The sequence below is a fragment of the Streptomyces sp. UNOC14_S4 genome, assembly GCF_020740835.1.
Lineage (GTDB): Bacteria > Actinomycetota > Actinomycetes > Streptomycetales > Streptomycetaceae > Streptomyces.
Genome location: NZ_JAINFC010000139.1, coordinates 1 through 16,048, shown reverse-complemented (window position 1 = coordinate 16,048; position 16,048 = coordinate 1). Strand labels below are relative to the sequence as shown.

General features: G+C 69.9%; 13 protein-coding genes and 1 riboswitch. Of the genes, 11 read left to right on the top strand and 2 right to left on the bottom strand.

Features of this window, described 5'->3' with window-relative positions:
* Positions 1-319 precede the first annotated feature (319 nt).
* Positions 320-1,294, top strand: a complete 975-nt coding sequence (locus K6I34_RS15105) for a carbohydrate kinase family protein (RefSeq protein WP_229326279.1) — start codon at positions 320-322, stop codon at positions 1,292-1,294.
* Between the two features lie 264 nt (positions 1,295-1,558).
* On the opposite strand, the gene K6I34_RS15100 is transcribed toward K6I34_RS15105, so the two are convergent.
* A complete protein-coding gene (locus K6I34_RS15100; RefSeq protein ID WP_229326278.1) occupies positions 1,559-2,953 on the bottom strand; it encodes a cysteine desulfurase/sulfurtransferase TusA family protein in 1,395 nt (464 codons plus the stop codon).
* A 292-nt stretch (positions 2,954-3,245) separates the two neighbouring features.
* Between K6I34_RS15100 and coxB the strand changes: the two genes are divergently transcribed.
* The 4 genes from coxB (at position 3,246) to K6I34_RS15080 (ending at position 7,783) form a co-directional block, all read left to right on the top strand.
* On the top strand, positions 3,246-4,211 hold the full coding sequence (gene coxB / locus K6I34_RS15095; RefSeq protein ID WP_229326276.1) for a cytochrome c oxidase subunit II: 966 nt from the start codon (positions 3,246-3,248) through the stop codon (positions 4,209-4,211).
* The gene (gene ctaD, locus K6I34_RS15090) at positions 4,208-5,935 is read left to right on the top strand and encodes a cytochrome c oxidase subunit I (RefSeq protein ID WP_229326274.1); all 1,728 of its coding nucleotides are present in this window, start codon (positions 4,208-4,210) and stop codon (positions 5,933-5,935) included. The genes coxB and ctaD overlap by 4 nt, the downstream gene beginning before the upstream one ends.
* Complete coding sequence (locus K6I34_RS15085) at positions 5,932-6,330, top strand: cytochrome c oxidase subunit 4 (RefSeq protein WP_229326272.1); 399 nt, start codon at positions 5,932-5,934, stop codon at positions 6,328-6,330. Before ctaD ends, K6I34_RS15085 begins: the two co-directional genes overlap by 4 nt.
* Positions 6,331-6,541: 211 nt before the next feature.
* The gene (locus tag K6I34_RS15080) at positions 6,542-7,783 is read left to right on the top strand and encodes an Ig-like domain-containing protein (RefSeq protein ID WP_229326270.1); all 1,242 of its coding nucleotides are present in this window, start codon (positions 6,542-6,544) and stop codon (positions 7,781-7,783) included.
* A 250-nt stretch (positions 7,784-8,033) separates the two neighbouring features.
* Here K6I34_RS15080 and K6I34_RS15075 read toward each other — a convergent pair whose 3' ends face one another.
* Positions 8,034-8,453: a hypothetical protein gene (locus K6I34_RS15075; protein WP_229326268.1), complete on the bottom strand. Its 420-nt coding sequence runs from the start codon at positions 8,451-8,453 to the stop codon at positions 8,034-8,036.
* Between the two features lie 278 nt (positions 8,454-8,731).
* Here K6I34_RS15075 and K6I34_RS15070 point away from each other — a divergent pair, with 278 nt between their 5' ends.
* The 6 genes from K6I34_RS15070 to K6I34_RS15045 all read left to right on the top strand — a co-directional run bounded on the left by K6I34_RS15070 (position 8,732) and on the right by K6I34_RS15045 (position 15,868).
* Positions 8,732-9,352, top strand: coding sequence for a heme-copper oxidase subunit III (locus tag K6I34_RS15070; protein WP_229326266.1), 621 nt, complete (start codon positions 8,732-8,734; stop codon positions 9,350-9,352).
* Positions 9,353-9,429: 77 nt separating this feature from the next.
* Entirely contained in the window at positions 9,430-10,239 is an 810-nt protein-coding gene (locus K6I34_RS15065; RefSeq protein ID WP_229326264.1) for a c-type cytochrome, read from the top strand.
* A complete protein-coding gene (locus K6I34_RS15060; RefSeq protein ID WP_229326262.1) occupies positions 10,236-11,294 on the top strand; it encodes a ubiquinol-cytochrome c reductase iron-sulfur subunit in 1,059 nt (352 codons plus the stop codon). Before K6I34_RS15065 ends, K6I34_RS15060 begins: the two co-directional genes overlap by 4 nt.
* On the top strand, positions 11,291-12,940 hold the full coding sequence (locus K6I34_RS15055; RefSeq protein WP_229326260.1) for a cytochrome bc complex cytochrome b subunit: 1,650 nt from the start codon (positions 11,291-11,293) through the stop codon (positions 12,938-12,940). Before K6I34_RS15060 ends, K6I34_RS15055 begins: the two co-directional genes overlap by 4 nt.
* Before the next feature lie 164 nt (positions 12,941-13,104).
* Complete coding sequence (gene trpD / locus K6I34_RS15050) at positions 13,105-14,169, top strand: anthranilate phosphoribosyltransferase (protein ID WP_229326258.1); 1,065 nt, start codon at positions 13,105-13,107, stop codon at positions 14,167-14,169.
* 88 nt (positions 14,170-14,257) lie between these two features.
* A riboswitch (SAM riboswitch) is annotated at positions 14,258-14,374 on the top strand.
* A 204-nt stretch (positions 14,375-14,578) separates the two neighbouring features.
* Positions 14,579-15,868 (top strand): aminotransferase class V-fold PLP-dependent enzyme, encoded by a 1,290-nt coding sequence (locus K6I34_RS15045; protein WP_229326256.1) that lies wholly within the window; start codon positions 14,579-14,581, stop codon positions 15,866-15,868.
* The last annotated feature ends 180 nt before the right edge of the window (positions 15,869-16,048 follow it).

The window sequence follows — 16,048 nt, the reverse complement described above, 5'->3', positions numbered from 1 at the left end:
GCACTGGGCCGCCGCCGCGGGGACGGGCGGGGCGGCCCAGTGCGGGGCCATCCGGGCGCCCAGGCCGCACAGCTCGGCGAGCGTTTCCGGGGCATGCTCGGATCCGGCCCCGGGGCGAGTGACGTGCTTCACAGGCTTCGGCATACGGGCACCGTACGCACCACGTGGCACGGCGAGGAAGGGCTACTATTAGGTAATTTTGTCCGTTCGGTGGCTGAATCCTTACCCCGAGGACAGGGCCCTCACCCGGTAACGTGGTGTGGCTTTTCCCGTTTCTGTTTTCCGTCATGTCACTTCGCCCGCAGGAGCGTCACTCGCCGTGCGTATCGCTGTCACCGGCTCCATCGCCACCGACCACCTGATGACCTTCCCCGGCCGATTCGCCGATCAGCTCGTGGCGGACCAGCTGCACACCGTCTCGCTCTCCTTCCTCGTGGACGAACTCGACGTGCGCCGCGGCGGCGTCGGCCCCAACATCTGCTTCGGCATGGGCATCCTCGGCCTGCGGCCCGTCCTCGTCGGCGCCGCCGGCCAGGACTTCGCCGAGTACCGCGCCTGGCTCGACCGGCACGGCGTCGACACCGCCTCCGTCCGGATCTCCGAGGTGCTGCACACCGCGCGCTTCGTCTGCACGACGGACACCGACCACAACCAGATCGCCTCCTTCTACACCGGCGCGATGAGCGAGGCCCGCCAGATCGAGCTCCAGCCGGTCGCCGACCGCGTCGGCGGCCTCGACCTCGTGCTCATCGGCGCCGACGACCCCGAGGCGATGCTCCGCCACACCGAGGAGTGCCGCACCCGCGGCATCCCCTTCGCCGCCGACCCCTCCCAGCAGCTCGCCCGCCTCGACGGCGACGACATCCGCCAGCTGGTCGACGGGGCCACGTACCTCTTCACCAACGAGTACGAGAAGGCCCTCATCGAGTCCAAGACGGGCTGGACCGAGGCGGAGATCCTGGCCAAGGTCGGCACCCGCGTCACCACCCTCGGCGCGCGGGGCGTGCGCATCGAGCGCGTGGGCGAGCCGACGGTCGAGGTCGGCTGCGCGCAGGAGGAGGCGAAGGTCGACCCGACCGGTGTCGGCGACGCGTTCCGCGCCGGCTTCCTCGCCGGTCTCACGTGGGGGCTCTCCCTGGAGCGCGCGGCGCAGCTCGGCTGCATGCTCGCCACGCTCGTCATCGAGACGCTCGGCACGCAGGAGTACGAGCTGAGGCGCGGCCACTTCATGGAGCGCTTCGCCAAGGCGTACGGCGAGACGGCGGCCGCGGAGATCAAGGCCCACCTGGGCTAGCCACTACGCAGGCTCACCCACCGGGGGCTCCGCCCCCGGACCCCTGTTGCTGTGGTGCGGGCCGGTGGGCTGGTTGTGCCCACCCGTTCCGCCCCTAGCGGAACGCATGCCCACAACCAGCGGTAGGAGACAAGGGGCGCGGGGAACTGCGCGACCAGCCCCCACCGGACCCGCAGTCGCGCGCGCAGCGCAAGAGGCTCCCCGGTGGGCGCACCGAGCGCGACGGAGCCGCACTGGAAAACGGGGCCGGGCGCAACCCGGGCATCAGTCACGGCGCCGCACCGTATAAGCCGTGCCGCCAGGCACACCCGGCACAGGACGCTCACCCACATACTCCTGCCCCCGCATGTCGCACCAGGCCGGGACGTCCAGCCGGGCCGCCTCGTCGTCGGAGAGGACCGTGACGAGGCCGCCCACCGGGACGCCGGGGAAGATCTTCGCCAGCTCGATGACAGGGATGGGGCACCGCTTGCCCAGGGCGTCGACAACGACTTCCCCGGCGGGCGCCGAAGGAGCCGGGCTCTCCACGGCAGGGGCATCCAGGTGGTCGCGGACTGACGCGACCACCTCCGGCAGGACCTCCAGGAAGCGGTCGACGTCCTCCTCCGCCGTGCCCAGCGGCAGCGACACCCGCACGTTCCCTTCCGACAGCACGCCCATCGCCCGCAGGACATGGCTCGGCGTCAGCGTGCTCGACGTGCACGAGGAGCCGGAGGAGACGGAGAAGCCGGCCCGGTCCAGCGCGTGCAGCAGGGCTTCCCCGTCGACGTACAGGCACGAGAACGTGACCAGGTGCGGCAGCCGCCGTTCCGGGTCGCCGACGACCTCCACGTCCGGCACCAGCTCCGGCACCCGCGCCCGGATCCGGTCCACCAGCGCCCGCAGCCGGGCGCCTTCGGCCGCCGCCTCCGCCCGTACGGCCCGCAGCGACGCGGCCGCCGCCACGATCGCGGGCAAGTCGGGGAAGCCGGGCGCGCGGCCCGACTCCCGCTCGTCCGCCGGTCCCTGGGGCGCGTACCGCACGCCCTTGCGCACGGCCAGCAGCCCCACGCCGGGCGGGCCGCCCCACTTGTGCGCGCTGGCGGCCAGCAGTGACCAGCCGTCGGCGACGCGCCCCCAGCCCAGCGACTGCGCCGCGTCGACGAGCAGCGGCACGCCCGCCGCCCGGCACGCCTCGGCGACCTCGGCCACCGGCTGCTCCGTGCCCACCTCGTGGTTGGCGGACTGCAGGGCCGCGAGCGCGGTGTCCCCGCGCAGGGCGCGCGCGAACTCCTCCGCGTCCACCCGGCCCGTACGGTCCACCGGCACCTCGGTGACGGTGCCGCCCGCGTCCTTCAGCAGCGCGGCCGACTGCAGGACGGCCGAGTGCTCGACGGCGGACACGGCCAGATGGCGGCCGACCCGGCGGCGCCCGGCGAGGGCACCGGTGACGCCGTCGTGCAGCGCGCGCGTCCCCGACGGGGTGAACACCAGCTCGTCCGGTCGGCAGCCGACCGCCTCGGCGGTGGCCTCCCGTGCGGCGTCCAGCAGCAGCCGGGCGCGGCGGCCCTCCCGGTGCAGGCGGGCAGGGTCCGCCCACCCCTCGTCGAGCGCTGCCAGGAGCGCCTGGCGCGCGACGGGGTGCAGCGGAGCGGCGGAAGCGGCATCGAAATAAGGCACGACTAACGCTAACGCGCGCTGTCCGAAGGGGCTTCGCGCCGCCCGAAAAGGCGACCTCACCGCGCGTCGGACGGCCTCGCTGACGGTCCTCCAGATAGCCTCCGGACGCCGAGATTCCATCCCTTCGGGGAGTGACCCGGCGCGTTGGGCACCCTCCCCGCGCGACCCCAAATAGCGTCCAGTAGGGTTTGGTCCGCATAAACATCCAAACCCCTGCCCGCTGCGGGCCGGCGACCGACCAGCGAGACGGCCGCAGCCGGCCGCACGGGCGAGACTCTCGGGAAGGCGCTACGTGAGTCCCAACGGCTCCGACCGCTCGTCGCGGCGCCCGGTGCGGCGGAAGCTGCTGCAGGCGCTGGCCGCGGGCGCTGTCCTTGCGACCGCCTCCGGTTGCACATACAAGGACTTCCCCCGCCTCGGAATGCCCACTCCCGTCACGGAAGAGGCCCCGAGGATCCTCTCCCTGTGGCAGGGCTCTTGGGCCGCCGCCCTTGTGGTCGGCGTTCTGGTGTGGGGCCTGATCCTGTGGAGCGTGATCTTCCACCGGCGCAGCCGGACGAAGATCCAGATCCCCACGCAGACCCGGTACAACATGCCCATCGAGGCGCTGTACACCGCGGTTCCGATCATCATCGTGTCGGTGTTCTTCTACTTCACCGCGCGTGACGAGAACAAGCTGCTGACCAACCCTGACAAGCCGAAGCACGTGGTGAACGTGGTCGGCTTCCAGTGGAGCTGGGCGTTCAACTACATGGAGAACGTCGAGGGCCAGCCGGCGGGTCAGCCGCTGCGCCAGGTCAAGGAGCTCGACGCGATCCCGGACCGCTTCCTGGCGAAGGCCCCGGCCAACGCGGGCGGCGTCTACGAGGTCGGTACGCCGGGCGAGCGGAACCCGCAGAACGGCAACCCGGGCCCGACCCTGTGGCTGCCCAAGGGCGAGACGGTGGAGTTCATCCTCACCTCGCGGGATGTCATCCACTCCTTCTGGGTGGTGCCGTTCCTGATGAAGCAGGACGTCATCCCGGGGCACACCAACAGCTTCACGGTGACCCCGAACAAGGAGGGCACGTTCTTCGGCAAGTGTGCCGAGCTGTGCGGCCAGGACCACTCCCGCATGCTCTTCAACGTCAAGGTCGTCTCTCCTGAGCGCTACCAGCAGCATCTGAAGGACCTGGCCAAGAAGGGCCAGACCGGCTACCAGCCGGCGGGCATCGCGCAGACGGATCACGCGAAGAACGCGGAGACGAAGAACAAGTGAGCATCCTCAACGAACCCCAGGGTGCCGCCGCCGCGACGGCCACGGCAGCACCACCTGTACGCCGGAAGTCTCCCGGCGCCACGGTGATCAAGTGGATGACCACCACTGATCACAAGACGATCGGGTCGCTGTACCTGATCACGTCGTTCGCGTTCTTCTGCATCGGCGGCCTGATGGCGCTCCTCATGCGCGCCGAGCTCGCCCGCCCGGGTACGCAGATCATGTCGAACGAGCAGTTCAACCAGGCGTTCACGATGCACGGCACGATCATGCTGCTGATGTTCGCGACGCCGCTGTTCGCCGGTTTCGCCAACTGGATCATGCCGCTGCAGATCGGCGCGCCCGACGTGGCGTTCCCGCGGCTGAACATGTTCGCCTACTGGCTGTACCTCTTCGGTTCGCTGATGGCGGTGGGCGGCTTCCTCACCCCGCAGGGTGCGGCCGACTTCGGCTGGTTCGCCTACTCCCCGCTGTCGGACGCGGTCCACTCGCCGGGTGTCGGCGGTGACCTGTGGATCATGGGTCTGGCCATGTCCGGCTTCGGCACGATCCTCGGTTCGGTCAACTTCATCACCACGATCATCTGCATGCGCGCGCCGGGCATGACGATGTTCCGCATGCCGATCTTCACCTGGAACGTCCTGCTGACCGGTGTCCTGGTCCTGCTGGCCTTCCCGGTGCTCGCCGCCGCGCTGTTCGCCCTGGAGGCGGACCGCAAGTTCGGGGCGCAGATCTTCAACCCGGCCAACGGCGGTTCACTGCTCTGGCAGCACCTCTTCTGGTTCTTCGGCCACCCCGAGGTGTACATCATCGCCCTGCCGTTCTTCGGCATCATCTCCGAGGTCATCCCGGTCTTCAGCCGGAAGCCGATGTTCGGTTACGGCAGCCTCATCGCCGCCACGATCGCCATCGCCGGTCTCTCGGTGACGGTGTGGGCGCACCACATGTACGTCACGGGCGGCGTGCTCCTGCCGTTCTTCTCCTTCATGACCTTCCTGATCGCGGTCCCGACCGGTGTGAAGTTCTTCAACTGGATCGGCACCATGTGGAAGGGCTCGCTGTCCTTCGAGACGCCCATGCTGTGGGCCATCGGCTTCCTGATCACCTTCACCTTCGGTGGTCTGACCGGTGTCATCCTGGCCTCGCCGCCGCTGGACTTCCACGTCTCGGACTCGTACTTCGTGGTCGCGCACTTCCACTACGTGATCTTCGGTACGGTCGTCTTCGCGATGTTCGCCGGCTTCCACTTCTGGTGGCCGAAATTCACCGGCAAGATGCTGGACGAGCGCCTGGGCAAGATCACCTTCTGGACGCTGTTCGTGGGCTTCCACGGCACGTTCCTCGTCCAGCACTGGCTGGGTGTCGAGGGCATGCCGCGCCGTTACGCCGACTACCTGGCGGCCGACGGTTTCACCACGCTGAACACCATCTCGACCATCAGCTCGTTCCTGCTGGGCCTGTCGATCCTGCCGTTCTTCTACAACATCTGGAAGACCGCCAAGTACGGCAAGAAGGTCGAGGTCGACGACCCGTGGGGTTACGGCCGCTCGCTGGAGTGGGCGACCTCCTGCCCGCCGCCGCGGCACAACTTCCTCACCCTGCCGCGCATCCGTTCCGAGGCCCCGGCCTTCGACCTCCACCACCCGGAGATCGCGGCGCTGGAGCTCGAGGAGAACCTCGCGCACGACAAGGCCCTCGCGGGTGGCAAGGAGGCCGGCAAGTGAAGGTCCAAGGCCGGATGTTCCTCTGGCTCTCCGTCTTCATCCTGATCATGGCGATCGTGTACGGGGTGTGGGCGAAGGAGCCGGCGGGCGCGACCGCTCTGTTCCTGGCCTTCGGCCTGTGCGTGATGGTCGGCTACTACCTGGCGTTCACCGCACGCCGGGTGGACGTCGGCGCGCAGGACAACACGGAGGCCGATGTCGCGGACGAGGCCGGCGAGCTGGGCTTCTTCGCCCCGCACAGCTGGCAGCCGCTCTCCCTGGCCCTCGGCGGCTCGCTGGCCTTCCTGGCCGTGTGCTTCGGCTGGTGGCTGATGTTCTTCTCCGCCCCGATCATCCTGGTCGGCCTGTTCGGCTGGGTGTTCGAGTTCTACCGCGGTGAGAACGCGAACCAGTAGGTTCCGCAAGCACCGCACAGGCCGGGCCCCGCACACCACACGGTGTGCGGGGCCCGGCCGTTTCGCGTTCCACCGGCCGTTCCCGCCTCTTTTCGCACCCCCTCGCCCCTCCCGCGTGCCCCGTACGGCCCAATCGCGCGCCACTCCGTGAAGAGCACCCGTTCGCAGTCGCCAGGGGGCCGTGCCCGGGCTTCGTCCCTACGGTGTGACCATGAGTCACTCACCTCGATGCCGCACGGTCCTCGCGGGCACCGTGCTGCTGGTCCCGCTGGCGCTGGGGGGCTGCGGCGGCTCGTCGAACCCGTTGGCCGACAAGCCCTACGACGCCACCGGGCAGGTGGTGCTCAGCAGTTCCGACGAGGGGCAGAAGGCCGACCCCAGCAAACCGCTCGAGGTGCGGGCCAGCGGTGAGGACAGGATCACGGATGTCACCGCGACCGACGGGACCGGGCGCTACGTCGCGGGCGAGCTCGCCGCCGACGGCTCCGGCTGGCACAGCACGGGAGCGCTGGCCGCGGGCGCGCACTACACGGTGCGGGTCAGCACGGAGGACCCGGACGGGGCCCAGGGGCGCCGGACGATCGGTTTCGACACCAGCGCGGCGGACCGGCTGCTGAGGGTCAATTTCGGCCCGCAGAGCGGCACCTACGGCGTGGGACAGCCCATCACCGCCGAGCTCAGCGCCCCCGTTCAGGACCCGGCCGCCCGTACGGTCATCGAACGGGCCCTGAAGGTCGACGCACAGCCCGCCACGGAGGGCGCCTGGCACTGGGTGGACAACCGCACCCTGCACTACCGCCCCAAGGACTACTGGCCCGTCCACGCCACCGTCGACGTGCGCTCGGGGCTCGACGGCATAAAGGTGGCGCCCGGCCTCTACGGCGGCGGCTCCAAGCCCGTACGGCTGACCACGGGTGACCGCATCGAGGCCGTCACCGACGCCTCCGCCCACAGCATGACCGTGCTCCGCAACGGCCAGGAGATCCGGTCCATCCCGGTGACGACCGGCAAGCCGGGCTATGCCACCCGCAACGGGGTCAAGGTGGTCCTGGGGCGGGAATCCTTCGTACGCATGCGCGGCACCAGCATCGGCATCGCCGAGGGCAGCGACGACTCCTACGACCTGCCCGTCTACTGGGCCACCCGGGTCACCTGGAGCGGCGAGTACGTGCACGCCGCCCCCTGGTCCGAGGGCTCGCAGGGGGCGGAGAACGTCAGCCACGGCTGCACCGGCATGAGCACCGAGAACGCGAAGTGGTTCTTCGACACCATCCACCTGGGCGACATCGTCAAGGTCGTCGGCAGCCAGGGCACGACGATGACGCCGTTCGACAACGGGTTCGGTGACTGGAATCTTTCCTGGCAGCAATGGCGCGAGGGCAGTGCCCTCGCGGCCGGCAAGCGGGAGGGGACGGGGCCGGCCGATGCGGCGCGCTTGCGGCCGCAGCTTTGACGCTGCGGGTCCGCTGCGCGGCGCCTACCGGGGTGCCTCTTGCGCTTCGCGTGCGGCTGCGGGCCGGTGGCCCGTTGCGCCCGCCGGGTTGCCACCCGGGCCCGGTGCGCGTCCGCCGGTCGTGTTCGGCTGGTCGCGCAGTTCCCCGCGCCCCTGAAGGGGCGCGCCCCTCCGCCTTACCTTCCCGGTTGTGGGCAGGCGTTCCGCACGGCGGAACGGGTGGGCACAACCGGACCACCGGGCCGCACCCCTACGGGGCGCCCACCAAGTGCGGGTCCTGGCGCGGAGCGCCGCGCAGCAGGCCCGCCAGGGCATCGGCGAACGCCGCCGGGTCCAGGGGATGCGTCACCGCCGCGTCCGCGCGGCTCCACGTGGCCAGCCACGCGTCCTGGGGGCGGCCCATGAGGAGGAGGACCGGTGGGCAGCGGAAGACCTCGTCCTTGATCTGGCGGCACACGCCCATGCCCCCCGCGGGCGCCGTCTCGCCGTCCAGGACGCAGACGTCGATCCGGTGCTCCTCCAGGGCCCTGAGCACGGCCGGCAGCGTCGCGCACTCCAGATAGCGCACGGGGGGCACATCCGGGGCCGGGCGGCGTCCGGCGGCCAGCCGTACCTGTTCGCGGGTGCCCGCATCGTCGCTGTAGACCAGCACGGTGGCGGTCGGCTGCATCGTTCCTCCAGGTCTCGCAACTAGGGGCACGGCTGTGGCTCGGATGGATGCTACTCCGCGGGCGCCGCGCCCGAGGAGGGTCCGGCGTCCCCGGTATCCCGCCGCGGAGCGGGCCGACGCCCCGTCACCAGCGCCCCGGCCAGCGCCCGCGCGCACCGCTTCCCCCCTTCGGGGGACCACCGCGCGCGCTCCCGGATTGGGCCGTACGAGCAGCGCATACGGTCTTGACACACCGAACGGCACCCCCCGGAGTGAGCGCGAGATAAGCGACCGACATAATGTCGGTCGTGGCGACAGCAACAGCAGTAGATACCGGGCACGCGCACCCGTCGGTCAACCGGCCGAACCTCACCAGCGTCGGAACCATCATCTGGCTGAGTTCCGAGCTGATGTTCTTCGCGGCCCTCTTCGCGATGTACTTCACCCTGCGATCGGTGACCGGAACGGAGCACTGGAAGGAGCAGGCGTCCGCCCTGAACCTCCCGTTCTCGGCGACGAACACCACCATCCTGGTGCTCTCCTCCCTGACCTGCCAGCTCGGCGTCTTCGCGGCGGAACGCGGTGACGTCAAGAAGCTGCGCTCCTGGTTCACGCTCACGTTCGTGATGGGTGCCATCTTCATCGGCGGTCAGATCTTCGAGTACACGGACCTGGTCAAGAAGGACGGGCTGTCCCTGTCCTCCGACCCGTACGGCTCGGCCTTCTACCTGACGACCGGCTTCCACGGCCTGCACGTGACGGGCGGCCTCATCGCCTTCCTGCTGGTCCTGGGCAGGACGTACGCGGCGAAGAGGTTCACCCACCACCAGGCGACGGCGGCCATTGTCGTGTCCTACTACTGGCACTTCGTCGACGTGGTCTGGATCGGGCTCTTCGCCACGATCTACCTGATCAAGTAATCGAGGATTTCGATTCAGGTCCGCAGAGGACCAACAGTCCAGCATCGACGCAGAAGATCCTGACACCGGGGTAATCCGTGAAAAAGCTCTCCGCACGACGACGCCATCCGCTGGCGGCGGTCGTCGTCCTACTCTTCGCGCTGGCGGTAACTGGGGGGCTGTACGCCGCGTTCGCGCCGGCCGACACGGCCAAGGCCGATGACAGCGCCCAGTCCCTCGCCATCGAGGAGGGCAAGAAGCTCTATTCCGTGGGCTGCGCAAGCTGCCACGGCACCGGCGGTCAGGGCACCTCCGACGGCCCGAGCCTCGTCGGCGTGGGTGCCGCGGCCGTCGACTTCCAGGTCGCCACGGGCCGCATGCCGCTGCAGCAGCAGGGCGCTCAGGCACCCAGGAAGAAGGCCATCTACACCCAGGCCGAGATCGACCAGCTCGCGGCCTACGTCGCCTCGCTCGGCGCCGGCCCGTCCGTGCCGAACAAGGACCAGTACAGCCCGGACGGCGCGGACATCGCCAAGGGCGGCGAGCTCTTCCGGACGAACTGCGCCCAGTGCCACAACTTCACCGGCAAGGGCGGCGCCCTCTCGAACGGCAAGTACGCTCCGGACCTGACGGACGTCAACCCGAAGCACATCTACGAGGCCATGCAGACCGGCCCGCAGAACATGCCTTCCTTCCCCGACACGACGATGTCGGAGAAGAACAAGAAGGACATCATCGCGTACCTCGACACGGTCAACACCAGCAAGTCGGAGACCCCGGGCGGCCTCGAACTGGGTGGGCTCGGCCCCGTCAGTGAGGGTCTGTTCGCGTGGGTCTTCGGACTCGGCGCGATGGTCGTGCTCGCCATCTGGGTCGCAGCCCGGACCGCAAAGGCCAAGAAGTCATGAGTAGCCAAGACATTCCAGAAGAGAACCTGCCGCAAGAGCAGGGCGACACGCACAGCAGTGACGTGACCAAGCCGGCCGGCGACCCGTTCGCCGACCCGGGTCTGCCGCCGCACGAGCACCGTAAGCAGGACATCGACGAGCGGGCCGCCAAGCGGTCCGAGCGCATGGTGGCCATGCTGTTCCTCGTGTCGATGATCGCCACCGTCGGGTTCATCGCCTCGTACGTGTCGATCCCGGTCGACAAGATCGTCTACGTCTTCCCGATCGGCCACGTCAGCGCGCTGAACTTCGCGCTGGGCCTGACCCTCGGTGTGGCGCTGTTCTGCATCGGCGCGGGCGCCGTCCACTGGGCCCGCACCCTGATGTCGGACGTGGAGGTCGCCGACGAGCGACACCCGATCGAGGCCGCGCCCGACGTCAAGGCCAAGGTCCTCGCCGACTTCAAGCAGGGCGCCGAGGAGTCGGCGTTCGGCCGCCGCAAGCTGATCCGCAACACCATGTTCGGCGCGCTGGCCCTGGTGCCGCTCTCCGGCGTGGTGCTGCTCCGCGACCTCGGTCCGCTGCCGGGCACCAAGCTCCGCAAGACCTCCTGGTCCGAGGGCAAGATGCTGATCAACCAGAACACCCTGCAGCCGCTGCGTCCCGAGGACGTCCAGGTCGGGTCCCTCACCTTCGCCATGCCCGAGGGCATGAAGGAGGAGGACCACGACTTCCAGCAGGAGATCGCCAAGGCCGCCCTGATGATCGTCCGGATCCGTCCGGAGAACATCAAGGACAAGAAGAGCCTGGACTGGGGTACCGACGGCATCCTGGCCTACTCCAAGATCTGCACCCACGTCGGCTGCCCGATCAGCCTCTACGAGCAGCAGACGCACCACGTGCTGTGCCCGTGCCACCAGTCCACCTTCGACCTGTCCGACGGCGGCCGCGTGATCTTCGGCCCCGCCGGTCACGCTCTGCCGCAGCTGCGGATCAAGGTCAATGACAAGGGCTACCTCGAGGCGATGGGCGACTTCGCCGAGCCGGTCGGTCCTGCCTTCTGGGAGCGCGGATGAGTACTGCAACGACGAACACCCCCGGCGCGGACGCGCCGGGGCGGCGCAAGGCGCCCGCCGGTGAGCGGGTCGCCGACTGGGCCGACGGCCGGCTGGGCATCTACAGCCTGGCCAAGGCCAACATGCGCAAGATCTTCCCGGACCACTGGTCCTTCATGCTGGGCGAGGTCTGCCTCTACAGCTTCCTGATCATCATCCTCACGGGTGTGTATCTGACGCTGTTCTTCCACCCGAGCATGGCGGAGACCGTCTACCACGGTCCGTACGTCCCCATGCAGGGCATGCGGATGTCGGAGGCCTTCGCCTCCACCGTGAACATCAGCTTCGACGTCCGCGGCGGTCTGCTGGTCCGGCAGATCCACCACTGGGCGGCGCTGATCTTCCTCGCGGCGATGTTCCTGCACATGATGCGCGTCTTCTTCACGGGCGCCTTCCGCAAGCCGCGTGAGATCAACTGGCTGTTCGGCTTCCTGCTGTTCTTCCTCGGCATGTTCACCGGCTTCACCGGTTACTCGCTGCCGGACGACCTGCTGTCGGGCACCGGTGTCCGCTTCATGGAGGGCGCGATCCTGTCCGTGCCGATCATCGGCACGTACATCTCGATGTTCCTCTTCGGCGGCGAGTTCCCCGGCTCGGACTTCGTGCCGCGCTTCTTCTCGATCCACGTGCTGCTGCTGCCGGGCATCATGCTCGGTCTCGTGGTCGCGCACATGATCCTCGTCGTGTACCACAAGCACACGCAGTACCCCGGCCCCGGCCGGACCGAGAAGAACGTCGTCGGCATGCCGCTGATGCCGGTCTACATGGCCAAGGCCGGTGGCTTCTTCTTCCTGGTCTTCGGTGCCATCGCGGCCATCGCCGCGATCGCCACGATCAACCCGATCTGGGCCATCGGCCCGTACCGTCCGGACCAGGTGTCCACCGGCGCCCAGCCCGACTGGTACATGGGCTTCGCCGAGGGTCTGATCCGTGTCATGCCGGGCTGGGAGGTCAACGTCTGGGGCCACACGTTCGTCCTGGGCGTGTTCATCCCGATCGTGATCTTCCCGCTGGTGCTGTGCTCGATCGCCGTCTGGCCGTTCATCGAGTCCTGGGTCACCGGTGACAAGCGCGAGCACCACCTGCTGGACCGCCCGCGCAACGCCCCGACGCGCACCGCCTTCGGTGCCGCCTGGATCACCGCGTACTTCGTGATGCTGGTCGGTGGTGGCAACGACCTGTGGGCCACCCACTTCCACCTGTCGATCAACGCCATCACGTGGTTCGTCCGCGTCGGCTTCTTCGTCCTGCCGGTCCTGGTGTTCATCGCCACGCGCCGCATGTGCATGGGCCTCCAGCGCCGTGACAAGGACAAGGTGCTGCACGGCCGGGAGACGGGCATCATCAAGCGCCTGCCGCACGGTGAGTTCATCGAGGTCCACGAGCCGCTCTCGCAGGAGCAGCTGCACACGCTCACCTCGCACGAGCAGCCGACGCCGCTCGAGCTCGTCCCCGAGGTCGACGAGAACGGCGTCGAGCGCAAGGTGACCGGCTCGCAGAAGCTCCGCGTGAAGCTCTCGAAGGGCTTCTACGGCGAGGGGACGCAGGTTCCCAAGGCGACCGCGGAGGAGTTCCACGAGATCACCAGCGGCCACGGCCACCACTGATCCGGTCCGGCCGGCGAACCGCCGGTGAGTGATCGCTGATCGCCACACGAAGAGCCCCGTCCAGCGCGTGGACGGGGCTCTTCGACGTTCCCGGGCCTGGATAGGCTGGACCGCGAGCCCGCGGAAGGCCGCGGACCCGAGACCGACCACCAGGAGCGTGGACCATGAACGTTGTGACCCCGGCAGGCGGCGACAGCGCGGTGGCCCCCTCCTGGCCCGGCCTGCTGAACACCCTGCTCGACGGCGCGGACCTCGGCGCGGACGAGACCGCCTGGGCCATGGACCGCATCATGCGCGGCGAGGCCACCGACGCCCAGATCGCGGGCTTCGCGGTGGCCCTGCGCGCCAAGGGCGAGACGGTCGCCGAGATCTCCGGCCTCGTCCGGGCCATGTACGCGCACGCCAACCTCATCGAGGTGCCCGGCCCGAGCGTGGACATCGTGGGCACCGGCGGCGACGGCGCCAAGACCGTCAACATCTCCACGATGGCCTCCATCGTGGTGGCGGGCACCGGTGTCAAGGTCGTCAAGCACGGCAACCGCGCCGCCTCGTCCGCCAGCGGGGCCTCGGACGTCCTGGAGAAACTGGGCGTCGACCTGGACCTCACCCCGCGCCGGGTCGTCGAGGTCGCGGAGGAGGCGGGCATCACCTTCTGCTTCGCCGTGAAGTTCCACCCCTCGCTGCGCTACGTCGCGGCCGCGCGCCGCGAACTGGGCATCCGTACGACCTTCAACGTGCTCGGCCCGCTGACCAACCCCGCCCGGGTGCGGGCCCAGGCCACCGGCGTCGCCGACGCCCGGATGGCCCCCATCCTCGCCGGGGTGCTCGCCGAGCGGGGCTCCTCCGCGCTGGTCTTCCGCGGCGACGACGGGCTGGACGAGCTGACCACCACGGCCACCTCGCGCGTGTGGGTGGTGCGGGACGGGCAGGTCCGCGTGGAGCCCTTCGACCCGCGGGACGTGGGCATCCCGCTGGTCCCGGTCGAGGCACTCAAGGGCGCCGACGCCGCGTACAACGCGGATGTCGCCCGCCGGCTGCTGGCGGGCGAGACCGGGCCCGTACGGGACGCGGTCCTGCTGAACGCGGCGGCGGCCCTGGTCGCGCTGGACCCGACGGACGCGCCGCTCACCGAGCAGATCGCGGCGGGCATCGCCCGGGCCGCGGAGTCCGTCGACTCCGGCGCGGCGAAGCGGGCGCTGGAGCGCTGGGTGACCGCGAGCAACAAGTAGGGGCCTGAGCGCGGGTATCGGCGGAAAGGGCGTCCGTATCACGGACGCCCTTTCCGCCCCGCGATCAGTTGTGCCATACTCCCTGCCAGGTCACGAGTGACAGCGAAACGGCCCCGGCCCGCTGTCCGGCAACCCTCCTTCCGTGGCGGGGTGCCCCGGGTGATGACCGGGTCGCAGGCAACAGGTCCTGCGGCAAGCGCGGATCCCTCGCCAGGGATCCTGGTCATTGAGGGAGATCCATCATGACGCAGCGAATGCGATAGGGCCCGACGGCCCGTTTCCCGTTTTTCTCAGGTGCGCTCCGCGCGGCGGGTTTCCCGTGTGCCGAGTCGCCATTTCCGCACCCCGCAGAGGAACTCGCGGGTGCGTGTACACAGTCTCTTTCTGTCTGTACCCGGGAGAATTCGCCATGTCCGCATGCCCTGTTGTCGCCGAGCCCGCTGTCGGTTCCGCCGTCGCCACCGCCCCGCTGCCCGTCCTCGGGAACGACGTCCGCGTCCCGCTCGCTTCCGGGGGCGAGGTGACCTACGCGGCGCTCGACTACGCGGCCAGCGCGCCCGCGCTCCAGCGGGTCTGGGACGACGTGGCGGCGTACGCCCCCTACTACGGCAGCGTGCACCGCGGCGCGGGCCACCTCTCCCGGCTGTCGACCGAGCTCTTCGAGAACAGCCGCGCGGAGGTCGCGGAGTTCCTGGGCTGCCGCCCCGGCGACGAGGTGGTCTTCACCCGCTCGACCACCGACTCGCTCAACCTGCTCGCGGCCGTACTCCCGCGGGGGACGCGGGTGTTCGTCTTCGAGTCCGAGCACCACGCGGCACTGCTCCCGTGGGAGCGGCGCGCGGACCTCGCGGTCACCTACCTCGACGCGCCGTGCTCGCCCCGGCAGGCCGTGGAGATCCTGGAGCGCGCCCTGGCCGACCGAGAGCCCTACGGTCCCGCGCTGGTGTGCGTGACGGGGGCGTCCAATGTGACCGGAGAGCTGTGGCCCGTACGGGAGTTGACCGCCGCCGCCCACGCGCACGGCGCCCGTATCGTGGTCGACGCGGCGCAGCTCGTGCCGCACTGCCCGGTCGACGTCACCGCGTGGGACTGCGACTGGATCGCCTTCTCCGGGCACAAGCTGTACGCGCCGTTCGGCGCCGGAGTGCTGGCGGGACGGGCGGACTGGCTGCGCGACGCCGAGCCGTACCTCGCGGGCGGCGGCGCCAGCCGCTCGGTGACACGTGCCGACGGGGGCGTGACGGTCGAATGGCACGACGGCCCCGCCCGGCACGAGGCGGGCTCGCCCAACGTCATCGGTGCCTACGCCATCGCCTCGGCCTGCAGGGCGCTGCGCGAGGTGGGCTTCGACCGCGTCGTCGAACGCGAGCGGCACCTGGTCGCGACCGTCCGCGAGGGCCTCGCCGGGGTGCCGGGCGTCCGCGTCCTGTCGCTCTTCGGCGACGACGCCGCGCGGGTCGGCGTCCTGTCCTTCGTCGTCGACGGCTGGAACAGCTCCCGCCTCGCGGCGGCGCTCTCCGCGGAGTACGGGATCGGCGTGCGGGACGGTCTCTTCTGCGCGCACCCCTTGGTGCGGAAGCTCGCGGGCGGCTCCCCTGACGGGAGGGCCTTGAACGCGGTCCGGGTGAGCTTCGGGGTGGGGACGCCGGACGAGCACGTGGAGCGGTTCGTACGGGCGGTGCGGGAGCTTGTCTTGTGACGGAGGGCGCCTACTGGGGTGCGGCTTGCGCTGCGCGCGCGTCTGCGGGCCGGTGGGGGCTGGCCGCGCAGTTCCCCGCGCCCCTGACGGGGCGCGCCCGCTGTACGTACCCGTCCCCCCGGTTGTGGGCAGGCGTTCCGCACGGCTGGGGGCACCTCCCGGACGGAGTCTGGGGGAGGG